The organism is Streptococcus parasanguinis (genome assembly GCF_016648925.1).
Classification (GTDB): Bacteria; Bacillota; Bacilli; order Lactobacillales; family Streptococcaceae; genus Streptococcus.
In genome coordinates, this window is the sequence record NZ_JACLQX010000004.1 from 86,056 (window position 1) to 102,922 (window position 16,867).

Annotated in this window: 18 protein-coding genes; 6 read left to right on the forward strand and 12 right to left on the reverse strand. The window is 41.4% G+C overall.

Annotated elements, in window-relative coordinates; genetic code table 11:
- Positions 1-22: 22 nt before the first annotated feature.
- Positions 23-1,264, reverse strand: coding sequence for a cell division peptidoglycan polymerase FtsW (ftsW, locus tag H7T97_RS02480; RefSeq protein ID WP_021153577.1), 1,242 nt, complete (start codon positions 1,262-1,264; stop codon positions 23-25).
- 248 nt (positions 1,265-1,512) lie between these two features.
- Between ftsW and H7T97_RS02485 the strand changes: the two genes are divergently transcribed.
- The 3 genes from H7T97_RS02485 (at position 1,513) to H7T97_RS02495 (ending at position 3,648) form a co-directional block, all read left to right on the forward strand.
- Positions 1,513-2,388, forward strand: coding sequence for a GH25 family lysozyme (locus H7T97_RS02485; RefSeq protein WP_049497418.1), 876 nt, complete (start codon positions 1,513-1,515; stop codon positions 2,386-2,388).
- Between the two features lie 140 nt (positions 2,389-2,528).
- Positions 2,529-3,002 carry an aminoacyl-tRNA deacylase gene (locus tag H7T97_RS02490; RefSeq protein WP_070588813.1) on the forward strand — a complete coding sequence of 158 codons (474 nt, stop codon included), beginning with the start codon at positions 2,529-2,531 and terminating at the stop codon, positions 3,000-3,002.
- Between the two features lie 22 nt (positions 3,003-3,024).
- A complete protein-coding gene (locus H7T97_RS02495) occupies positions 3,025-3,648 on the forward strand; it encodes a histidine phosphatase family protein (protein ID WP_201089246.1) in 624 nt (207 codons plus the stop codon).
- A 36-nt stretch (positions 3,649-3,684) separates the two neighbouring features.
- On the opposite strand, the gene lysS is transcribed toward H7T97_RS02495, so the two are convergent.
- From lysS to H7T97_RS02515, 4 genes are all read right to left on the reverse strand, one after another.
- A complete protein-coding gene (gene lysS / locus H7T97_RS02500) occupies positions 3,685-5,175 on the reverse strand; it encodes a lysine--tRNA ligase (protein WP_003016025.1) in 1,491 nt (496 codons plus the stop codon).
- Between the two features lie 258 nt (positions 5,176-5,433).
- Positions 5,434-6,771 carry an ABC transporter permease gene (locus tag H7T97_RS02505; RefSeq protein WP_201089248.1) on the reverse strand — a complete coding sequence of 446 codons (1,338 nt, stop codon included), beginning with the start codon at positions 6,769-6,771 and terminating at the stop codon, positions 5,434-5,436.
- A complete protein-coding gene (locus H7T97_RS02510; protein WP_003002759.1) occupies positions 6,771-7,466 on the reverse strand; it encodes an ABC transporter ATP-binding protein in 696 nt (231 codons plus the stop codon). The genes H7T97_RS02505 and H7T97_RS02510 overlap by 1 nt, the downstream gene beginning before the upstream one ends.
- Positions 7,450-8,607 (reverse strand): efflux RND transporter periplasmic adaptor subunit, encoded by a 1,158-nt coding sequence (locus tag H7T97_RS02515; RefSeq protein ID WP_155198819.1) that lies wholly within the window; start codon positions 8,605-8,607, stop codon positions 7,450-7,452. The genes H7T97_RS02510 and H7T97_RS02515 overlap by 17 nt, the downstream gene beginning before the upstream one ends.
- A gap of 179 nt (positions 8,608-8,786) precedes the next feature.
- On the opposite strand from H7T97_RS02515, the gene gorA reads away from it, so the two are divergent.
- On the forward strand, positions 8,787-10,136 hold the full coding sequence (gene gorA, locus H7T97_RS02520; RefSeq protein WP_201089250.1) for a glutathione-disulfide reductase: 1,350 nt from the start codon (positions 8,787-8,789) through the stop codon (positions 10,134-10,136).
- Between the two features lie 42 nt (positions 10,137-10,178).
- Here gorA and H7T97_RS02525 read toward each other — a convergent pair whose 3' ends face one another.
- The 3 genes from H7T97_RS02525 to H7T97_RS02535 form a co-directional block, all read right to left on the reverse strand.
- Positions 10,179-10,910 carry a cyclase family protein gene (locus H7T97_RS02525; protein WP_201089252.1) on the reverse strand — a complete coding sequence of 244 codons (732 nt, stop codon included), beginning with the start codon at positions 10,908-10,910 and terminating at the stop codon, positions 10,179-10,181.
- A gap of 12 nt (positions 10,911-10,922) precedes the next feature.
- A complete protein-coding gene (locus tag H7T97_RS02530) occupies positions 10,923-12,065 on the reverse strand; it encodes a 5-methyltetrahydropteroyltriglutamate--homocysteine S-methyltransferase (RefSeq protein WP_201089254.1) in 1,143 nt (380 codons plus the stop codon).
- Between the two features lie 160 nt (positions 12,066-12,225).
- The gene (locus H7T97_RS02535; protein WP_003002541.1) at positions 12,226-12,438 is read right to left on the reverse strand and encodes a YdbC family protein; all 213 of its coding nucleotides are present in this window, start codon (positions 12,436-12,438) and stop codon (positions 12,226-12,228) included.
- 90 nt (positions 12,439-12,528) lie between these two features.
- On the opposite strand from H7T97_RS02535, the gene H7T97_RS02540 reads away from it, so the two are divergent.
- Positions 12,529-12,861, forward strand: a complete 333-nt coding sequence (locus tag H7T97_RS02540; RefSeq protein WP_003008097.1) for a hypothetical protein — start codon at positions 12,529-12,531, stop codon at positions 12,859-12,861.
- Between the two features lie 15 nt (positions 12,862-12,876).
- Here the strand turns inward: H7T97_RS02540 and H7T97_RS02545 are convergent, their stop codons facing one another.
- Positions 12,877-14,163: a peptidase U32 family protein gene (locus tag H7T97_RS02545; RefSeq protein ID WP_003002878.1), complete on the reverse strand. Its 1,287-nt coding sequence runs from the start codon at positions 14,161-14,163 to the stop codon at positions 12,877-12,879.
- Positions 14,164-14,259: 96 nt separating this feature from the next.
- Positions 14,260-15,189, reverse strand: coding sequence for a peptidase U32 family protein (locus tag H7T97_RS02550; RefSeq protein ID WP_045759685.1), 930 nt, complete (start codon positions 15,187-15,189; stop codon positions 14,260-14,262).
- A 129-nt stretch (positions 15,190-15,318) separates the two neighbouring features.
- On the opposite strand from H7T97_RS02550, the gene H7T97_RS02555 reads away from it, so the two are divergent.
- Positions 15,319-15,612 carry a DUF3270 family protein gene (locus H7T97_RS02555; protein WP_118095407.1) on the forward strand — a complete coding sequence of 98 codons (294 nt, stop codon included), beginning with the start codon at positions 15,319-15,321 and terminating at the stop codon, positions 15,610-15,612.
- Between the two features lie 395 nt (positions 15,613-16,007).
- Here H7T97_RS02555 and H7T97_RS02560 read toward each other — a convergent pair whose 3' ends face one another.
- Both H7T97_RS02560 and H7T97_RS02565 read right to left on the reverse strand, forming a co-directional pair.
- Positions 16,008-16,466 (reverse strand): YtxH domain-containing protein, encoded by a 459-nt coding sequence (locus H7T97_RS02560; protein ID WP_155199971.1) that lies wholly within the window; start codon positions 16,464-16,466, stop codon positions 16,008-16,010.
- 14 nt (positions 16,467-16,480) lie between these two features.
- Entirely contained in the window at positions 16,481-16,864 is a 384-nt protein-coding gene (locus H7T97_RS02565; RefSeq protein WP_013903891.1) for a DUF948 domain-containing protein, read from the reverse strand.
- Positions 16,865-16,867: the final 3 nt, after the last annotated feature.

Sequence of the window (16,867 nt, forward strand, 5' to 3'; positions counted from 1 at the left end):
ATAGCCATTCAACAATTCCCTTTTAATAATAAGGTTTGATTTTACCTTTTTCTTCAAAAACCATGCCTTCTTGTTCCATCTTAGCCCGTTTTTCACTAGCATCGATATTCAAAACGAAAGCAATCGCTACGGATAAGACCCATAAGCTATTTCCCCCTTGGGATAAGAAGGGGAAGGTCACTCCTGTAGACGGAATCAAACCAGAAATTCCTCCGATGTTAATGAAGGTTTGCACTAAGATCATCCCACCGATCCCAATGGCCATCATCGAATTAAAAGGATTCTTTGCTCGAATACCGACTAAAATGATCCGAAGAATTAAGAAAAATAGGAGAGCAAGGATCAAGCTAGCTCCAACAAAACCTAATTCTTCAATCACGATGGCAAACACAAAGTCTGTGTGCGCTTCTGGTAAGTAACCTTGTTTTTCAATGGAATTTCCTAGCCCCAAGCCAAACCAACCACCGTTACTCATTGCATAGTAAGAATTAGCTAATTGGTGACCTGCGCCAGACAAGTCATTAAAGGGGTTAAAGAAGGCACTAAAACGTTTGGCTACATAACCAAAGACAGGAATTTTAGCGACACGGTCCACACCGATAATCCAAATTGAACCAAGGACAATGGTGGATGCTCCTACAACTAAACCAAGTAAAGAGGTAAACCAACGATAGCCCACTCCACTAGCCGTAATCATGATCAAGACCGTTAAGGCCAAGATCGTCGCATTTCCCAAGTCCGGCATAATCACAACGATTCCAATCAGAATCAAGGTCAGCCAACGCCAATCGTTTAAATTCCTTGGAATCCATTCATTATGGGTCAAGGCTTGATAATCATAATCACGGATTTCATCTTGTCGTTTCGAAAAGATCAAGGCCAGATACCAGACTAAGATCACCTTAAGGTATTCAGCTGGCTGGATACTAAACCCTCCAGGAATGGTCAACCAACCGTGAGCTCCATTGACCGTATCTGTGATAAACCTAGACAGAATCAACAAAATCACTTCAATAAAAATGACAAAAGCCAGCACCTTTTTATTTCGAAGGAAGTTTAGGCTAAATTTATAAATCAAGGCGATGGTTAGAAGACTTAGGATGAAAAAGAGCCCCTGTGTCCGTACCATCCGAATCGAACTCACTCCACTTTGAATTGCCAAGGCACTTGTTGTCGAATAGACAACAATCAAGCCAATGATGGATAAAATCAAATAGGGAATGAGGATGGAATAATTTAAAAGATGTCTTTTTTCAATTTTCATAATTCACCATATTCCTAATGTTCAACCTTCATTATATCATTTTTAAGAAGCAAAACCAAGAAAAGTCCAGAAAAGATTCGGCTTCTTCCCAATTTTCAAGAAATATTCTAATCATTCTTCTTATTTTCATATATTTTTATCCTTTTTCGATGAAAAGATTCCTTTTTTTTGAAAATAATGGCTGAAATCAGCATCTTTTAAGCATTAAGTTTTGCCTTTTCGTTTTTTTTACGGTAAAATGTTTCTGTATGAGAAAAAGGATAAAACCCGTTGTTCTCTTGGTCTTTTTTATCGGTATCATTTCTTTTCTCGTTCTTTCACGAACGATTGCCGATCTACAAGCCAGAGAGCGACAAGAAACAACCAAAACCATTCCGAACTCCAATACACCTCGAAAAACAACTACTGCAAGCTCTTCTTCTAAAAAAGAAGAAGACATCAATCCAGAACTGGTTGGCCGCCCGATCATTGATATTTCAGGCTGGCAATTGCCTAGTGAAATTGATTACGATGTCCTCTCCCAAAATGTGGGAGGTGTAATCGTTCGTGTCCATAGTGGGGCTCAAGCGAAAAAGGAAAATGCAGCAACCTACTTAAATGGTCTGGATAAATCTTTTAAAACCCATATCCAAGAATTCCAAAAACGAAATATCCCTGTCGCAGTCTATGCTTATGTCGCTGCTAAGGATAAAAAAGAAATGGAAAAAGAAGCAGAAGAATTTTACAAGGCTGCTTCTCCTTACAAACCGACCTACTATTGGTTAGACGTTGAGGAAAAAACCATGAAGGATATGAATGCAGGCGTTGAAGCTTTCCGAGCAAAACTACAAGCTTTGGGTGCAAAAAATATTGGACTCTATATCGGAACTTACTTCATGGAAGAACACAGTATCTCCACTGATAAATTTACGGCTCTTTGGATTCCTACTTATGGATTTGATGATGGCTACTATAATGCTGCACCAGATACCAACACGGAATACGACTTGCATCAATATACCTCTCAAGGGCAATTAAATGGATTCTCACACTACTTGGATCTCAACCAAATTGCTCCGACGCAAGACCAAGAAGCGATTTATCGGAAACTTTTCAAGGTACAAAAAGATAACTCTTCCTCATAGCCTTAAAACAGCAGATCAAGTGATCTTCACTTTTTCTGCTGTTTTCTATTTTTCAGGAGAAGGCAATATTGCCGCTATTATATGTTATAATGGTCTAATGAAATCTGATTTTGTAGAGAAAAAGAGAAAAGGAGAAAGCCATGGCAAAAAAAAATAAAGTAAAAAAAACCTTGGTCGAGCAGATCTTGACAAAAGCAAAAATTGAGCACGTAGGCCTACAAATCAACGCTTTAGAAGGGATCTTACCAGAAGGGATTGATCGCTCTACTATTTTCAAAACCCTAGCTCTCAAAGGAGATAAAACGGGGCCCGTGATTGGGATCATTCCTATTACGGAGCATCTTTCAGAGAAAAAATTGGCCAAATTATCGGGAAATAAGAAAGTGGCTATGATTCCTCAAAAGGATCTCGAAAAAACAACAGGTTATATTCATGGTGCCAATAATCCCGTGGGCATTCGTCAAAAGCATCCTTTCCCAATCTTTATCGATGAATCAGCCCTTCAGTTAGAGACCATGATCGTATCTGCTGGGGAAATCGGCCATAGTATTCAAATCAAACCACAACTTCTAGCAGATTTCGTAAAAGCAACTTTTGCAGATATTTTGGAATAACGACAAAGAAGGAGACAAGATTGTGAAACTATATTTTATTCGACACGGACGGACAGAATGGAATGAAGAGGGACGTTTTCAGGGATCAAATGGCGATTCTCCGCTGTTACCAGCCTCTATTCATCAGCTTGAAAAATTAGGAAAGCACCTAGCTACTGTTCCTTTTGATGCAGCCTTTGCAAGTGATCTGCCACGAACAGTCCATACCGCACAGATCATCCTCGATCAATTGGAGACACCTCTAGAATTGCAAGCAACGCCTGCTCTTCGTGAGTGGAATTTGGGAAAACTGGAAGGTGCTAAAATTTCTACTATTTCAGCTATCTATCCCCAACAAATGGATGCCTTTCGCCATAACCTAGCCCGCTTTCAAAATGAAATCTTTGATGCAGAATCTGTCTATGAAACGACCAAACGTACCTGTGATTTTGTAAAAAGCCTGAAAGGAAAAGAGCTCGATACTGTTCTCATCGTTGGACATGGGGCTAATTTGACAGCTTCTATTCGAACCTTGCTCGGTTATGAAACAGGAGAACTCCGCAAAAATGGCGGACTAGATAATGCCAGCGTGACGATTCTGACAACAGATGATTTTGAGCACTATCACTTAGACACTTGGAACGACACCTCTTATATGGAAGACTAAAAAACACTGATCTTGCGATCAGTGTTTTCTTTTGGCTTATTTCATAGTTGGGAAGAGAAGGACGTCGCGAATCGTTGTTACATTTGTCAACAACATAACGAGACGGTCAATACCAATTCCAAGTCCACCTGTTGGTGGCATACCATATTCAAGGGCTTCAACATAGTCATAGTCGATGCCTGTAGCTTCGTCATCTCCCAATTCTTTGGCACGCGCTTGCGCTTCGAACCGTTGTAATTGATCGATCGGATCATTCAATTCCGTGAAGGCATTCGCATACTCTTTGGTCATGATGAAGAGTTCGAAACGGTCAGTGAAGCGTGGATCTTCTGGATTTTTCTTAGCCAATGGAGATACTGCTACTGGGTGACCGTAAACAAAAGTTGGTTGCGTCAAGGTTTCTTCAACGAATTCTTCAAAGAAGGCATTGATAATTTGTCCCACTTCTGTGTAGTGTTTTTCAACCGGTACGTGTTTTTCGTTTGCAAGTGCTACAGCTTCTTCAAAGGTCATGTCTTGCCAGAAGTCAACGCCTGTGATTTCTTTGATCGCATCAACCATGTGAACCCGTTTGAATGGTTCGTTGATTTTGATTTCTGTTCCTTGGTAGTCGATTGGACCATCACCATGGACAGCTTTCGCAGCATGTTGGATGATACCTTCTGTTAAGTCCATGATATCGTGGAAATCAGCGTAAGCTTGGTAGACTTCGATTGAGGTGAATTCAGGGTTGTGAGTAGCATCCATTCCTTCGTTACGGAAGATGCGTCCGATTTCGTAAACGCGTTCCATCCCACCAACAATCAAACGTTTCAAGTGAAGCTCAGTCGCGATACGAAGCACCATGTCAATGTTTTGCGCATTGTGGTGAGTGATAAATGGTTTGGCAGCTGCACCCCCAGCTTCATTGTGAAGCACTGGTGTTTCCACTTCAAGGAATCCTTGACCATCTAAATAACGACGGATTTCAGAGATGATTTTTGAACGAGTTACAAAGCGTTCAAAGCTTTCACGGTTTGAAATCAAATCCAAATAACGTTTACGATAGATGGTTTCAACGTCTGAAAGTCCGTGGAATTTTTCAGGCAAAGGACGAAGGGCTTTTGACAAGTGAGTGATATGAGTTGCTTTAATCGAAAGTTCACCCATGTCTGTGCGCATGATTTCCCCTTCAACTCCAAGGAAATCACCAAGGTCTGCTTTTTTGAAGATTTCGTAGTTTTCTTCTCCAACAGCATCCTTACGAACGTAGATCTGAATTTGACCTTCACGGTCTTGAAGATGAGCAAAGCCAACCTTTCCTTTTCCACGTTTGGTTACGAGACGACCAGCAATAATAGCTGTTTCGTTCAAGTCGTGGAGTTGTTCTTTATCTAATTCTGAATATTTTTCTTTTAATTGACCTGAATTTGCAGTGCGTTCGAATCGCTTCCCAAATGGATCGATTCCTTGTTCACGAAGGGCCGCCATTTTCTCACGACGGACAATCTGCTGGTCATTTAATTCTTCCATATGTTCAGTAGTCATTTGGAACCTCCTAAGTTATTCTCCCCTATTCTATCATATTTAGACCAGAAATTCACTAATATTTACCAATTAAACAAAAATAAGATGGAAGAAAAAATGCAGCTTCTTGAATGAATACTCAAAAACAACTGAAGACCGTCGTTGACTACCTAAATAGCTTGACCTGTATAAGATGAGATGATTGAAAAGGGTTCGACAAAAGTACAAAAAAGGAGCGTGGTGAATCCTGAACCATTCATCCTGACCCGCTCCTATTTTTTATTCATAACGCAGTGCTTCGATCGGATTTAACTTAGAAGCCTTATTTGCTGGTAAAATTCCAAAGATAATGCCAACAAAAGCAGAGAAAATAATACTGCCGATAGCGACATTTAAGGAAATAATCGGTGGTCCTTCTAGGGAGGCTGCTGCGAGTGTAGTAATCAAGCTATTCACACCATAAGCAAGGCCAAGTCCAATCAGCCCACCAATGATAGTCAAGACCATCGACTCAATCAAAAATTGAACCAGAATCTTACCTCGGGTTGCTCCCAATGCTTTGCGAAGACCGATCTCTCTCGTCCGCTCTGTTACAGAAACCAACATGATATTCATGACTCCGATCCCACCAACTAAGAGAGAAATCCCAGCAATAGCTCCGATTACTGATGTCATAATTCCTACTACTTTGTTGGTTTCCTCTAGGATGCTATCCAAATTAAAGATTTGGAATTCTCCTTGGCGAACACCTGAAAGTTCTGTTAGCTTTTGAGCAGCCTCGATCCCAACGGTTTTAATCTGCTTCACATCCGGCACATGGACGACAATATTTTGAATTTCATCCGTTCCGAATTCAGAGGCGAGTTGTGTATTAGCCATCAAGGCACTGCCACCTGAGGAAGCTCCGTAAAGAGCTGTTCCTGCATTTGGATCCTTGAAAATACCAACGACACGATAATTGTTGTCCCCAACAGAGACTACCTGATTCAGTGGATTCTCCGTTCCAAATAATTGTTGGGCTAAGCCTTCATCCAGAAGCACTACCCGGGAGAAATTACTATAGTCTGAAGGGGTTAATTTTCGTCCAGATAAGAGCTCAACCTTTTTGACAGAAAAATAGGTCTCATTTACCCCTTGGATGTTCACTCCGTCTGCTTTTTTCTTTTGAAAAGCAATGGTTGCATTGGAGGTATTGCTAACATAGTAACCATCGATGCCTTGAATCTTGGTTAATTCCTTAACCCAAGATTCTTGCACAACTGGTGGTGCTTCTTGGACTTGACCATCAACATCTTCAGCGTTTTCCCCATCGATATCCGACGGAGCAGCCATCCCTCGGTCTTCAGCTGCAGGGCCACTTTCGCCTCCGCCTTCTCCTGTATCTTCAGAAGGGCCAATATTGATCCCAGTCACATAGCCACTCTTGTTGGGAGAATAAGAGATTTGTACATACTCTTGGTCCTTGGTGAAGGTCTTGGTGACACCAGCTTTCATACCATCTCCCAGAGCCATGATGACAACGACAGAAGCAACCCCAATAATGATCCCCACCATGGTCAAGAAAGACCGTAATTTATGGCTCATAATTGAGCTGATCGCAAATTTCCAATTTTGCATTAGGTCCCCCTTTCCAGCTTGCTATCTGAGGAGATCACTCCGTCACGAATAACGATGCGACGATGCGCAAAGGCTGCAATTTCTGGCTCGTGTGTAACCATGATAATGGTTTTTCCTTCTTGGTTTAGCTTGGTTAACAAGTCCATTATTTGCTCCCCTGTCTTGGTATCTAGAGCTCCAGTCGGCTCATCTGCTAAGACGATGGCTGGCTGATTGACAAGGGCTCGAGCAATCGCAACCCGTTGTTTTTGACCCCCTGAGAGCTCTGAAGGCAAATGGTGCATGCGAGAATGGAGCTCTACCTTTTCAAGGTACTGCTCAGCTAATTCCTTCCGTTTAGCAGGATGAACTCCCGCATAAATGAGAGGCAGTTCTACATTTTGAAAGGCATTGAGCTTAGAGAGAAGAAAGAATTGTTGAAAGACAAAACCGATCTGTTCATTTCGAACACGTGCTAATTTTTTCTCACTGAGATTTCCAACCTCCTGACCTTCTAGGAAATACTCTCCGCTGGTCGGGCGGTCCAACAAGCCAATGACGTTCATTAAGGTCGATTTCCCTGAGCCAGATGGACCCATAATGGCCACAAATTCTCCCTCTTCGACTTCTAAATCGATGTCTTTTAAGACACGAAGTTCCTGATCCCCATTTTTATAGGTTTTATTGATTCCTTTTAGTTCAATCAATTTTGTCATATTTTCCGATCTCTTTTCCATCTTCCAGTTTCTCATTAGGATTCACAATAACTTGAGCATCTTTCTTCAAGCCTGACAAGATTTCCTGGTTTTCAGCATCGGCGTTACCAAGCGTCACTTTTACTTTCTTAGCCTTGCCATTTTCGACCGTCCATACATAACTCGTATCCCCATCAGCCATGACACTTGTCACGGGAACAAGGGGATGTTGAGTAGAACTTTTGACTTCAATATTGACAGAAAAGCCTTGTTTGAGTTCCCCAATCTCACTGGTAATATCCACTGTGAATGGGTACTTGGCTCCACCGCTTCCTTGTGTCCCACCTGCCGCATTGGCACCTGCTTGACCCGCGTCGGTCGGATAGTTGGCTACATAAGAAATCTTTCCTGTCCAGGTTTTATCCGGATAAACCTTGGAAGTGAGGACCACTTCCTGACCTTCAGAGATATTGGCCAAATTGTATTCAGACAACTCCCCTTTGACTTGTAAATTCCCGTTGCTCACAATGTGAACCAGAGTTTGGTTGGTCCCTGTAGTCGATTTTGAAACATCTTTATTGACTTCGACCACGGTACCATCTGTATTACTCCTAACTGTTGTCGCATCCAGAAGAGCCTTAGCCTTGTTCATATTATCGACCGCATCCGACTTAGCATCTCGTAAATCGCTAGCTTGAGAATCGACTGTTCGCTGGGTCTGCGAAGCTGATTTGGCATCTGCTTCTTCATCGCCTGTTGTATCAATGGTCACACCATTTGTCAGTAAGTCATTTAACTGACGATCTGCCTTATTGACAGCACGAACGGCTGCATCATAAGCGGTTTGGGCCTCTGTACTGCTATACTGAACAATTGGCTGACCGGCCGTCACTTGATCTCCTACATTGACCAAAATCGACTGCAAATCCCCTTTGGTTCCATCAAAATAGACATACTGTTCCTGGTTGGCAGTGACTTTCCCAGTTAACAAGACTGAAGAAGCGATCGATCCATCCTTGACCGTTTGCACCATTGGAGTTTCTTTCGTGATTGCCTGATCAGGAGTACTTGGGTGCGAAAACATCATCACACTTCCTGTTCCAATCACCACAATTGCTGCACCTGCAGCTGTAAATAGTTGCCATTTTTTCAATTTCTTCATCGTTTTTCTCCATCAAAGAAAGCGTTTTATTCTATACCATAGTATACCATATTTCCTTACTTTTCTATCTAAAATTGACACGGCAAAATGAAATTTAAATGCTTGGTAACATGCTAAACCCTTGACTTTTGTAACAGTTGATATTACAATCAAACTGAAATCCCATTTAGGAGGAAAACATGAAAGAATTTGATATTATTTCAATCGGTGGAGGTAGTGGAGGAATCGCTACGATGAACCGGGCTGGGGAGCACGGAGCTCGCGCTGCCGTCATTGAAGAAATACAATTGGGGGGCACCTGTGTCAACAGAGGATGTGTCCCTAAAAAAATTATGTGGTATGGTGCACAAATTGCAGAAGCTATTCGCGATTATGGACCAGACTATGGATTTACTTCTGAACAGACAAAATTTGATTTTGCAACCTTAAGAAAAAATCGCGAAGCCTATATTGACCGTTCCCGTAATTCCTATGATGGCAGTTTCAAACGCAATGGGGTTGAACGAATTGAAGGACGTGCCCGTTTTGTGGATGCTCATACGGTTGAGGTCAATGGAGAAACCATTAAGGCCAAGCATATCGTAATTGCGACCGGTGCCCATCCTTTCATCCCTTCTGTTCCTGGAGCTGAATTTGGCGAAACTTCTGATGATGTCTTTGCTTGGGAAGAACTCCCTACATCTGTTGCCATTATTGGGGCTGGCTATATCGCGGTGGAACTAGCCGGTATGCTCCATGCCCTTGGTGTTCAGACCGATCTCTTCGTTCGCGGTGATCGTCCCTTAAGAAAGTTTGATTCCTACATTGTCGATGGCTTAATGGAAGAAATGGAAAAACAAAACCTTCCGCTTCACAAACATAAGGTTCCCATGAAGCTTGAAAAATTAGCAGACGGTCGTGTGAAGATTTATTTTGAGGATATGACCAGCCACGTGGCAGATCATGTTATCTGGGCAACAGGACGAAAACCAAATGTCCAGGATCTCAATTTAGAAGCTGCCGGCGTCACCTTAAATGAAAAAGGATTCATCGCAGTGGATGAATACCAGAATACAGTTATTCCAGGAATCTATGCTCTTGGGGATGTCACAGGAGAAAAAGAATTAACCCCTGTCGCTATTAAAGCTGGACGCACTCTTTCTGAACGACTATTCAATGGAAAAGTCAATGCCAAAATGGATTATACAAACATCCCGACTGTTGTCTTTTCTCACCCTGCTATCGGAACCGTTGGCCTAACGGAGGAAGAAGCCCAGCAAACTTATGGAAAAGAGAATATCAAAGTCTATACTTCTCAATTTGCTTCCATGTACACTGCTGTAACCCAACACCGCCAGCAAGCAAAATTCAAACTCATCACTGCTGGTTCCGAAGAAAGGGTCGTTGGCCTTCATGGTCTTGGCTACGGAGTCGATGAAATGATCCAAGGATTTGCAGTTGCTATCAAGATGGGAGCGACAAAAGCCGATTTCGACGCAACCGTCGCCATTCACCCAACCGGATCCGAAGAATTTGTGACAATGAGATAAAAAATAAGCTTGAAGTACTGAAACTTCAAGCTTTTTCTTTGTTTATGGTAAGATGGCAATGGCACGGACAGGTGAACCAGTTGCCTTGTCCCAGTGAGGGAAAGCAATCGAAATCAAGGCACCTACAGCTGGAACTTGGTCCAATTGGTTCAAGACTTCAACTTGGTAGATATTTTGTTCCAAGAGGTAGTATTCATTGACCAAGCCATGCTCTGCTGCTGGAATACCTGCATCGGTATCAAAGGTTTCATGACCCACAGCCTTGACATGGCGTTCATGAATCAAGAATTCCAAGGCTTCACGGCTCCATCCTGGACTTTGTTGAACACCATTTTCATCTAGGTTACGCATAGCATCTTGATCTGGCCAACGTTTTGACCAATCACTGCGGAAGGCAACAAAAGCACCCTCAGCAATTTGTCCATGCTCTGCCTCAAAGTCTAAGATATCTTGTTTGCTCAAGATAAAGTTTGGATTGGCTGCAACTTCTTTAGACTTGTCGATAACAAAAAGTGGCAAGAGGAGATCTTTGAGGTCAATCTCATCCAACCAACGACCACCTTCTACAAAGTGAATCGGTGCATCAATATGCGTTCCATATTGACCAACCACTGTAAATTTTTGAACATGGAAGCCATCTTTTAATGTGAAAAGGTCTTCTTGTTGCAAAGCAGGAAGGGCTGGGAAGTGTGGACTTTCCGCATTGATTTGGTGACTCAAGTCCACCCATTTTTTAGCTTGCAATTCTTTATAAATACTTAGTAAATCTGACATGTTTCTTCCTCCTTATTCGCCCCAAACTTCAGCGACAATTTCCTTAATCAAACCGATTTTTTTCCATTGGTCTTCTTCTGTCAAAATGTTTCCTTCTTCTGTCGAAGCAAAGCCACACTGAGTAGACAGGTAAAGATTTTCCAACGGTACATACTGACTCGCTTCTTTAATACGAGCAATCACTTCGTCCTTGTTCTCCAATTGACCACTCTTAGATGTCAAGAGGCCTAACACCACTCCTTTACCAGGGGTTACTTCTGCAAGTGGTTCAAAACCACCAGCCCGATCAGTATCAAACTCTAGGAAGTAAGCATTAACGGCTTCTTCTCCAAGGAGTTCTTTGGCAATCGGCGCATAGCCACCTGATGAAGCCCAGGTGGAATGGAAGTTCCCACGACAAACGTGTGTATTGACGGTCAAACCAGCTGGAACATTTTGGTAGACATCGTTGTTAAAGGTCAAGAAGAGATCAGCGAGTTCCCGGCGAACCTCATCTTTTGACTTGCCTTGAGCTACACCCCAAGCCGTCAAGAAATTATCGTCTACCAAGACACCCCACGTGCAATCATCTACCTGAAGTGTCCGAAGTCCTGCATCATACAAATCTTGAATCACTTGAAGATAGGCTTGCTTGATGTCTTCACGAACAGCCGCAAAATCAGGATAGATGGTATTCAATTGTTCTACATGTTCAGCATCACGGATCAATTCAAAATAGAATTGCGCAGGTGCTGGAATGGTATATTTAGCCTCTACACCATCTACATCTGCCACAAGATCCCGCAAGAACTTATAATGCTCTACAAATGGATGATTGGCTCCTGTGATTTTTCCAACGACAAGTGCTGAGTCCGCCTTGGTTATTTCATCATGGAATTGATAGCCTTGAGCAGCTTGGACGTGATCAATGCCACCAAAGCCCCAGAAGAAATCCAAATGCCAATAAGCTCGGCGGAATTCTCCATCAGTTACTGACTTCAGACCAGCAGCAATTTCTTTTTCAACGAGGTCACGAATCGCCTGATCTTCTACTTTTGTTAAGTCAGCCTGACTGATTTTTCCAGCTGCGAAATCTTTACGAGCTTGAACCAAAACGGCTGGACGAAGAAATGAACCAACATGGTCTACGCGATAAGGTGCATGTGTATGTGTCAATATGATTCCCTCTTTCTTATAAGTTTTACATTAATTCATCAATGCAACCATTATAGCAGTCTAATACTTGATAAACAAGGGTTTGGGATAATCCAATATCTTTGACATCTATATAGCCTTAGACTATAACAAAAAAGAAGTCCTTGAAGGATCTCTTTTCTTAATTTTTAAATGCATCGAGCATGACTTGAAATTCTTCGTTCGTGAGTGTAATGCCTTTTCCCATCTTTGTATGGTCGGGACTCCAGGTCCGGATATCATACTTAGCAGGAGCACCATTAAAACTCACACGGTTCAATTCTTTGGTCCAACCCTTGTCATTTTCTGACAAGACCAGTAAATGTTCTTCGATTTGGAATGAAAATTCTGCCATTTCACGACTCCTTTCTTGCCTTCTCATCTCTAATATTCGTAAATCATTTACAAAATCGTTGAAATTATCTATAATATATTGTATCAAGTTATGGAGAATTTAGCTATGAAAAAATTTCTCGAGATCGTTAAAGACCGAGCAAATGAATTTTTCAATGGAAAAGTCAGTACCCCTGCCCCATTAGAAGATGAGAGAATTATTGACATCATTCAACAAGCATTGCGAAAAAAACAAGGGGTACATGTTATTTTTTCAAACAAAAGTTTTACAGGCGATATTGTCAAGTATGACCAAGAACGCCGACAACTAATCGTGAAAAATTTTAAAAAGAGTATGTCCACGATTATTCGGATTTCTGAGATCCAGAAAATCAGTTTGGTCCCCAATAATATTCGCATCGCCCAACAAAAAGGAGAGGTTTAACCCTCTCTTTTTTTGTTATACTCGAACAGTTTTACTTGCCCCATCTTTTGAGTAGAGATTGATTAAACCTTCCTGGCAAGAACGAATCATATCTCCTGGCTTGACTTCTTGTGGGACAGTGATCGTGAGAAGCTCCATCGGATTTGGTGCGCGATCAATCTTCACTCCATCCTTATCATGCAAGTCTTGGATCTGGCATTCAAAATGACGGAAGCCTGGTCCGTAGAATTCCACTTGGTCGCCTTCATTGATGACATTCCGTTGGCGAATCGTCGCAGTCATGGTAGATGGATCAAAGTCCACCACTTCTCCTACAAATTTGTATTGAGGAATCTTACGACGTGCCCCAAACAATTGTTCATTTTCAGTCGGTGTTTGGTAGTAGAATCCAGTCGCCAATTCACGTTGAGCAACCTTCCACAATTCATTGATCAAATCATCCTTGATGGCATAAAAGGCTTCTGGACTTTCCATATAGGCATCACAAGCTGCCTTGTAACAGTTGGCAACAGTTGATACATAATGGACAGATTTCATCCGTCCTTCAATCTTCAAGCTATCAACCCCATTATCAATCATGTCTGGAATATTTTCGATCATACACATGTCCACGGCTGACATAGAGTATTCTTCTGGGACTTGCCCTTTGATACTCTTGCGTTCTTGGCCAAATGGCATATCGTAGAGATCGTATTTCCAACGACAAGATTGAGAACAACCACCACGGTTGGCATCCCGGTCAGACATGTGGTTAGAAAGGGTACAACGTCCGGAATAGGAAATACACATGGCTCCATGAACGAAGGCTTCGATCTCAAGATCAGTACGCTTACGGATCTCTGCCAACTCTTCCATGGATACCTCGCGGGCCAAGACGACACGGGTCAAGCCATATTCTTTCCAGAAATGGAAGGTCTCCACATTGGTTGCAGAAGCTTGTGTAGACAAGTGGATATTGAGGCCAGGTGCATAGGTCGCACAGATTTCAATCAAGGCCGGGTCTGAGACGATCACGGCGTCAAGTCCCATATCTCGTAATTCACGGAACCACTCACCAGCCCCTTGTTCATTTCCCTCATGGGTTACCATGTTCGAAGCCACGTGTACATCTACGCCACGTGCATGAGCATATTCGATACCTTCACGAAGCTCATCCATGGTGAAGTTTCCGGCACGGCTACGCAAACCATAGGCCTGTCCACCAACGAACACAGCGTCTGCCCCATAATTAACGGCAACTTTTAATTTTTCTAATGTTCCAGCAGGTACCAAAACCTCTGGACGTTTTTTTGTATTTGTCATGTTTTCTCCAATTTACAAGATTGTCGATATGATGAATAGCCTCTTCGTTCCCTGAAAAAGGAAAACTCACAAACGAAGAAGCCCTAGTATTATTTGTTATTTTACACGATCTGGTTCATAATCATAGAAACCAGTATCCAAACCACGATTAGCTGGATGTAATTTGCGGATTTCTTCATCAAACAGATAGGCCTGATCCTGTGTAAATGTTCCTTTTTGAATCAAATCACGTGCCTTGACAAAGTACTCTGTAATCTTGACAAAGTTTTCACCCGGACAGTAGACACCATCGAGTTTCCAATGATCAAAGCCATGTTCTACCAACTCAGACAATTTGGTCATCATATTCAAGTCATTATTTGAGAAGATATGGGTTCCATGCTTGTCCTCGTAGACCGAATAGTGAGAATTGGGATCTCCTGGTTCTGCTAAGAACAGATCGCGATCTTTGGTCACAGACTCCTCTGTCTTGATAAAGTTGTAATAATTCTGAAGAAGAGGTCGTTTCGAATGGTGGATAATGCTAGCACCATAGACCAAGACTTCCGCTGGAATCTGAAGATTCTCAGCCATTACGAATAATTCGGCTGATGGAATTTCACGAGCCAAAACAGCTTCAGAAGCTCCTGCTTGTTTTCCCCAGAAATTGATCTGGCGACTCGAAGTGACCATGGTAGAAGCATCGTAAATCGTTTTGAATGGATAGCCATCTCGTTTCAAGACATAAAAAACGCCCGCATCTCCGACAGTAATATAATCAGCCTGAATTTCCTTTAGAAAATCTAGGAAAGGCTTGATTGAATCCATCATCGATTGGTGCATGAGTGCATTTACAGCTACTGTCAATTCTTTGCCAGCAGCATGGACCAGTTGGGCAATTCGATTTATTTCGTCATAGCTTAAAGTTTGAGGCAATCGTAATCCGTAGTCTTTTTCACCGACATAGATTCGGTCAACCCCTGCATCAATCAGGGCTTGCGCTTGCTCAACACTCTCTGCTGTTGCTGTAATAATAATATTTTTCATAGAACCATTATAACAAAAATTCCGATATTCTAGAAAAATTTATTCATTTTGTAAAATTTGTAACATTTTTGTAACATTTATATACCTGAATTCATGATAGAATAATAGAGTACTGTTAGGAGAGAGAAAATGCCCGTAAGAAATTTAAGACACTATGATGAAGAATTCGATTATATCGAATTAACCAAACAAACCCAAGAAACCCCTATTCAGGACTATGCTCCTGAAGTTGAACCCGCACCTCAATTAAGTGAATTGCTATATTTTTTAAATATCGCTGTTTTCTGTGTGTTGACGGTTGTATTTAGTTTTATCTTTTTAGCAACAAAAATGAATACCTTCTTTGCGTTTGCTTTAGCGATTGGTTCTAGCTTTGCTAGTATTCAAGGATTCCGAATTTACTACAATAAACGAAAAAAATAAAAATCAGGTTCGCCTGATTTTTTTATTTTTCTCGAATTTTTTTACAAAAATAACTTCTAACTACCAACTGATCGTTTCACTTCCACAAAAAATGAGGCTCCGAGAGCCTCATTTTGAGAGCGTAGACAAACTGTTCTTCTTTACAAATCTGAAAAATTCTACAAAAATAAAAAAATTTATTCGTTTGAATTATTCAATCATCTACTAAAATTTTCCGCCGTGAGAAAAGTGCCTGAAACATAATTGTTTCAGGCACTCGGGAGTTTTGAAACTTTAGGTTCAAAACTAAGTCATGGAACTTCTTTGAAGTTCGCTGACGTCCGCACTCACCTAAGGAAAGTTTTTTAGATGACTTTGTCCTCAATCTAAAATGAGGCTCCGAGAACCTCATTTTTTTATGCTTCTTTTGTTTCTTCTTCAGCTGCTTCTTCAGGATCTTTTTCATCCAAGTCTAGCACGATGTCTTCTGATTCTGTTTGTTTGCGAATGGATTGAACCAAGTCATTGCCACTTAGATTTTCTTTTTGAAGTTTATCCTTAAATGAGTGATAGACTTCTTGAGATTTTTCAACCACATCTTGCGTCTTTTCTTTGACAGATTCCAAAACAGTTCCTGTCGTAATTTCTCCAGAACCAACTTTTTCTTTGGTTTGTTGGATCACTTCTGCTGCTTGTTTTGAAACATCCTTAGCAGTTTGTTTCACCGATTCATGTACTTCTTGAGGATCTTCTTGATAGTCTTTTACGAAGCGCACCACTTTTTTAGTGACTTTCTTTCCTTGCTCTGTTGATAAATAGTAGGCTGCTGAAGCACCTGAAATCACACCAATTAATAAACTAGATAAACGTCCCATATTCTTCCTCGATTCTATTTAAATAATTTTGAAGCCATCTTAATCGCTTTTAATCCGATAGAGGCTTTCACTGTTTTTCCACCAGCTGACACTGCTTTGACACTCAATTGACGGGCTTGATCATTCAAATCTGAAACAGACTCTGAAAGATCCGCCACGGCTGTAAAGAGTGGGTCAATCGTTGCAACTTTTTGATTCAAATCGTCCGTTAAAACATTGACTTTTGCCAATAAATCATTGGTCTGATGCAAGGTGACATTGACATCTGACGTCAAAACTTGGATGGTTTTTTGAGTTTCATCTACAACTTTTCCAATCTTTGAGAGGAAAAAAATCATATAAATGACAAGCGCTACTAAGGCAAGGCCTAAGAGGCCGTAGGCAATTTCAATAAACATATA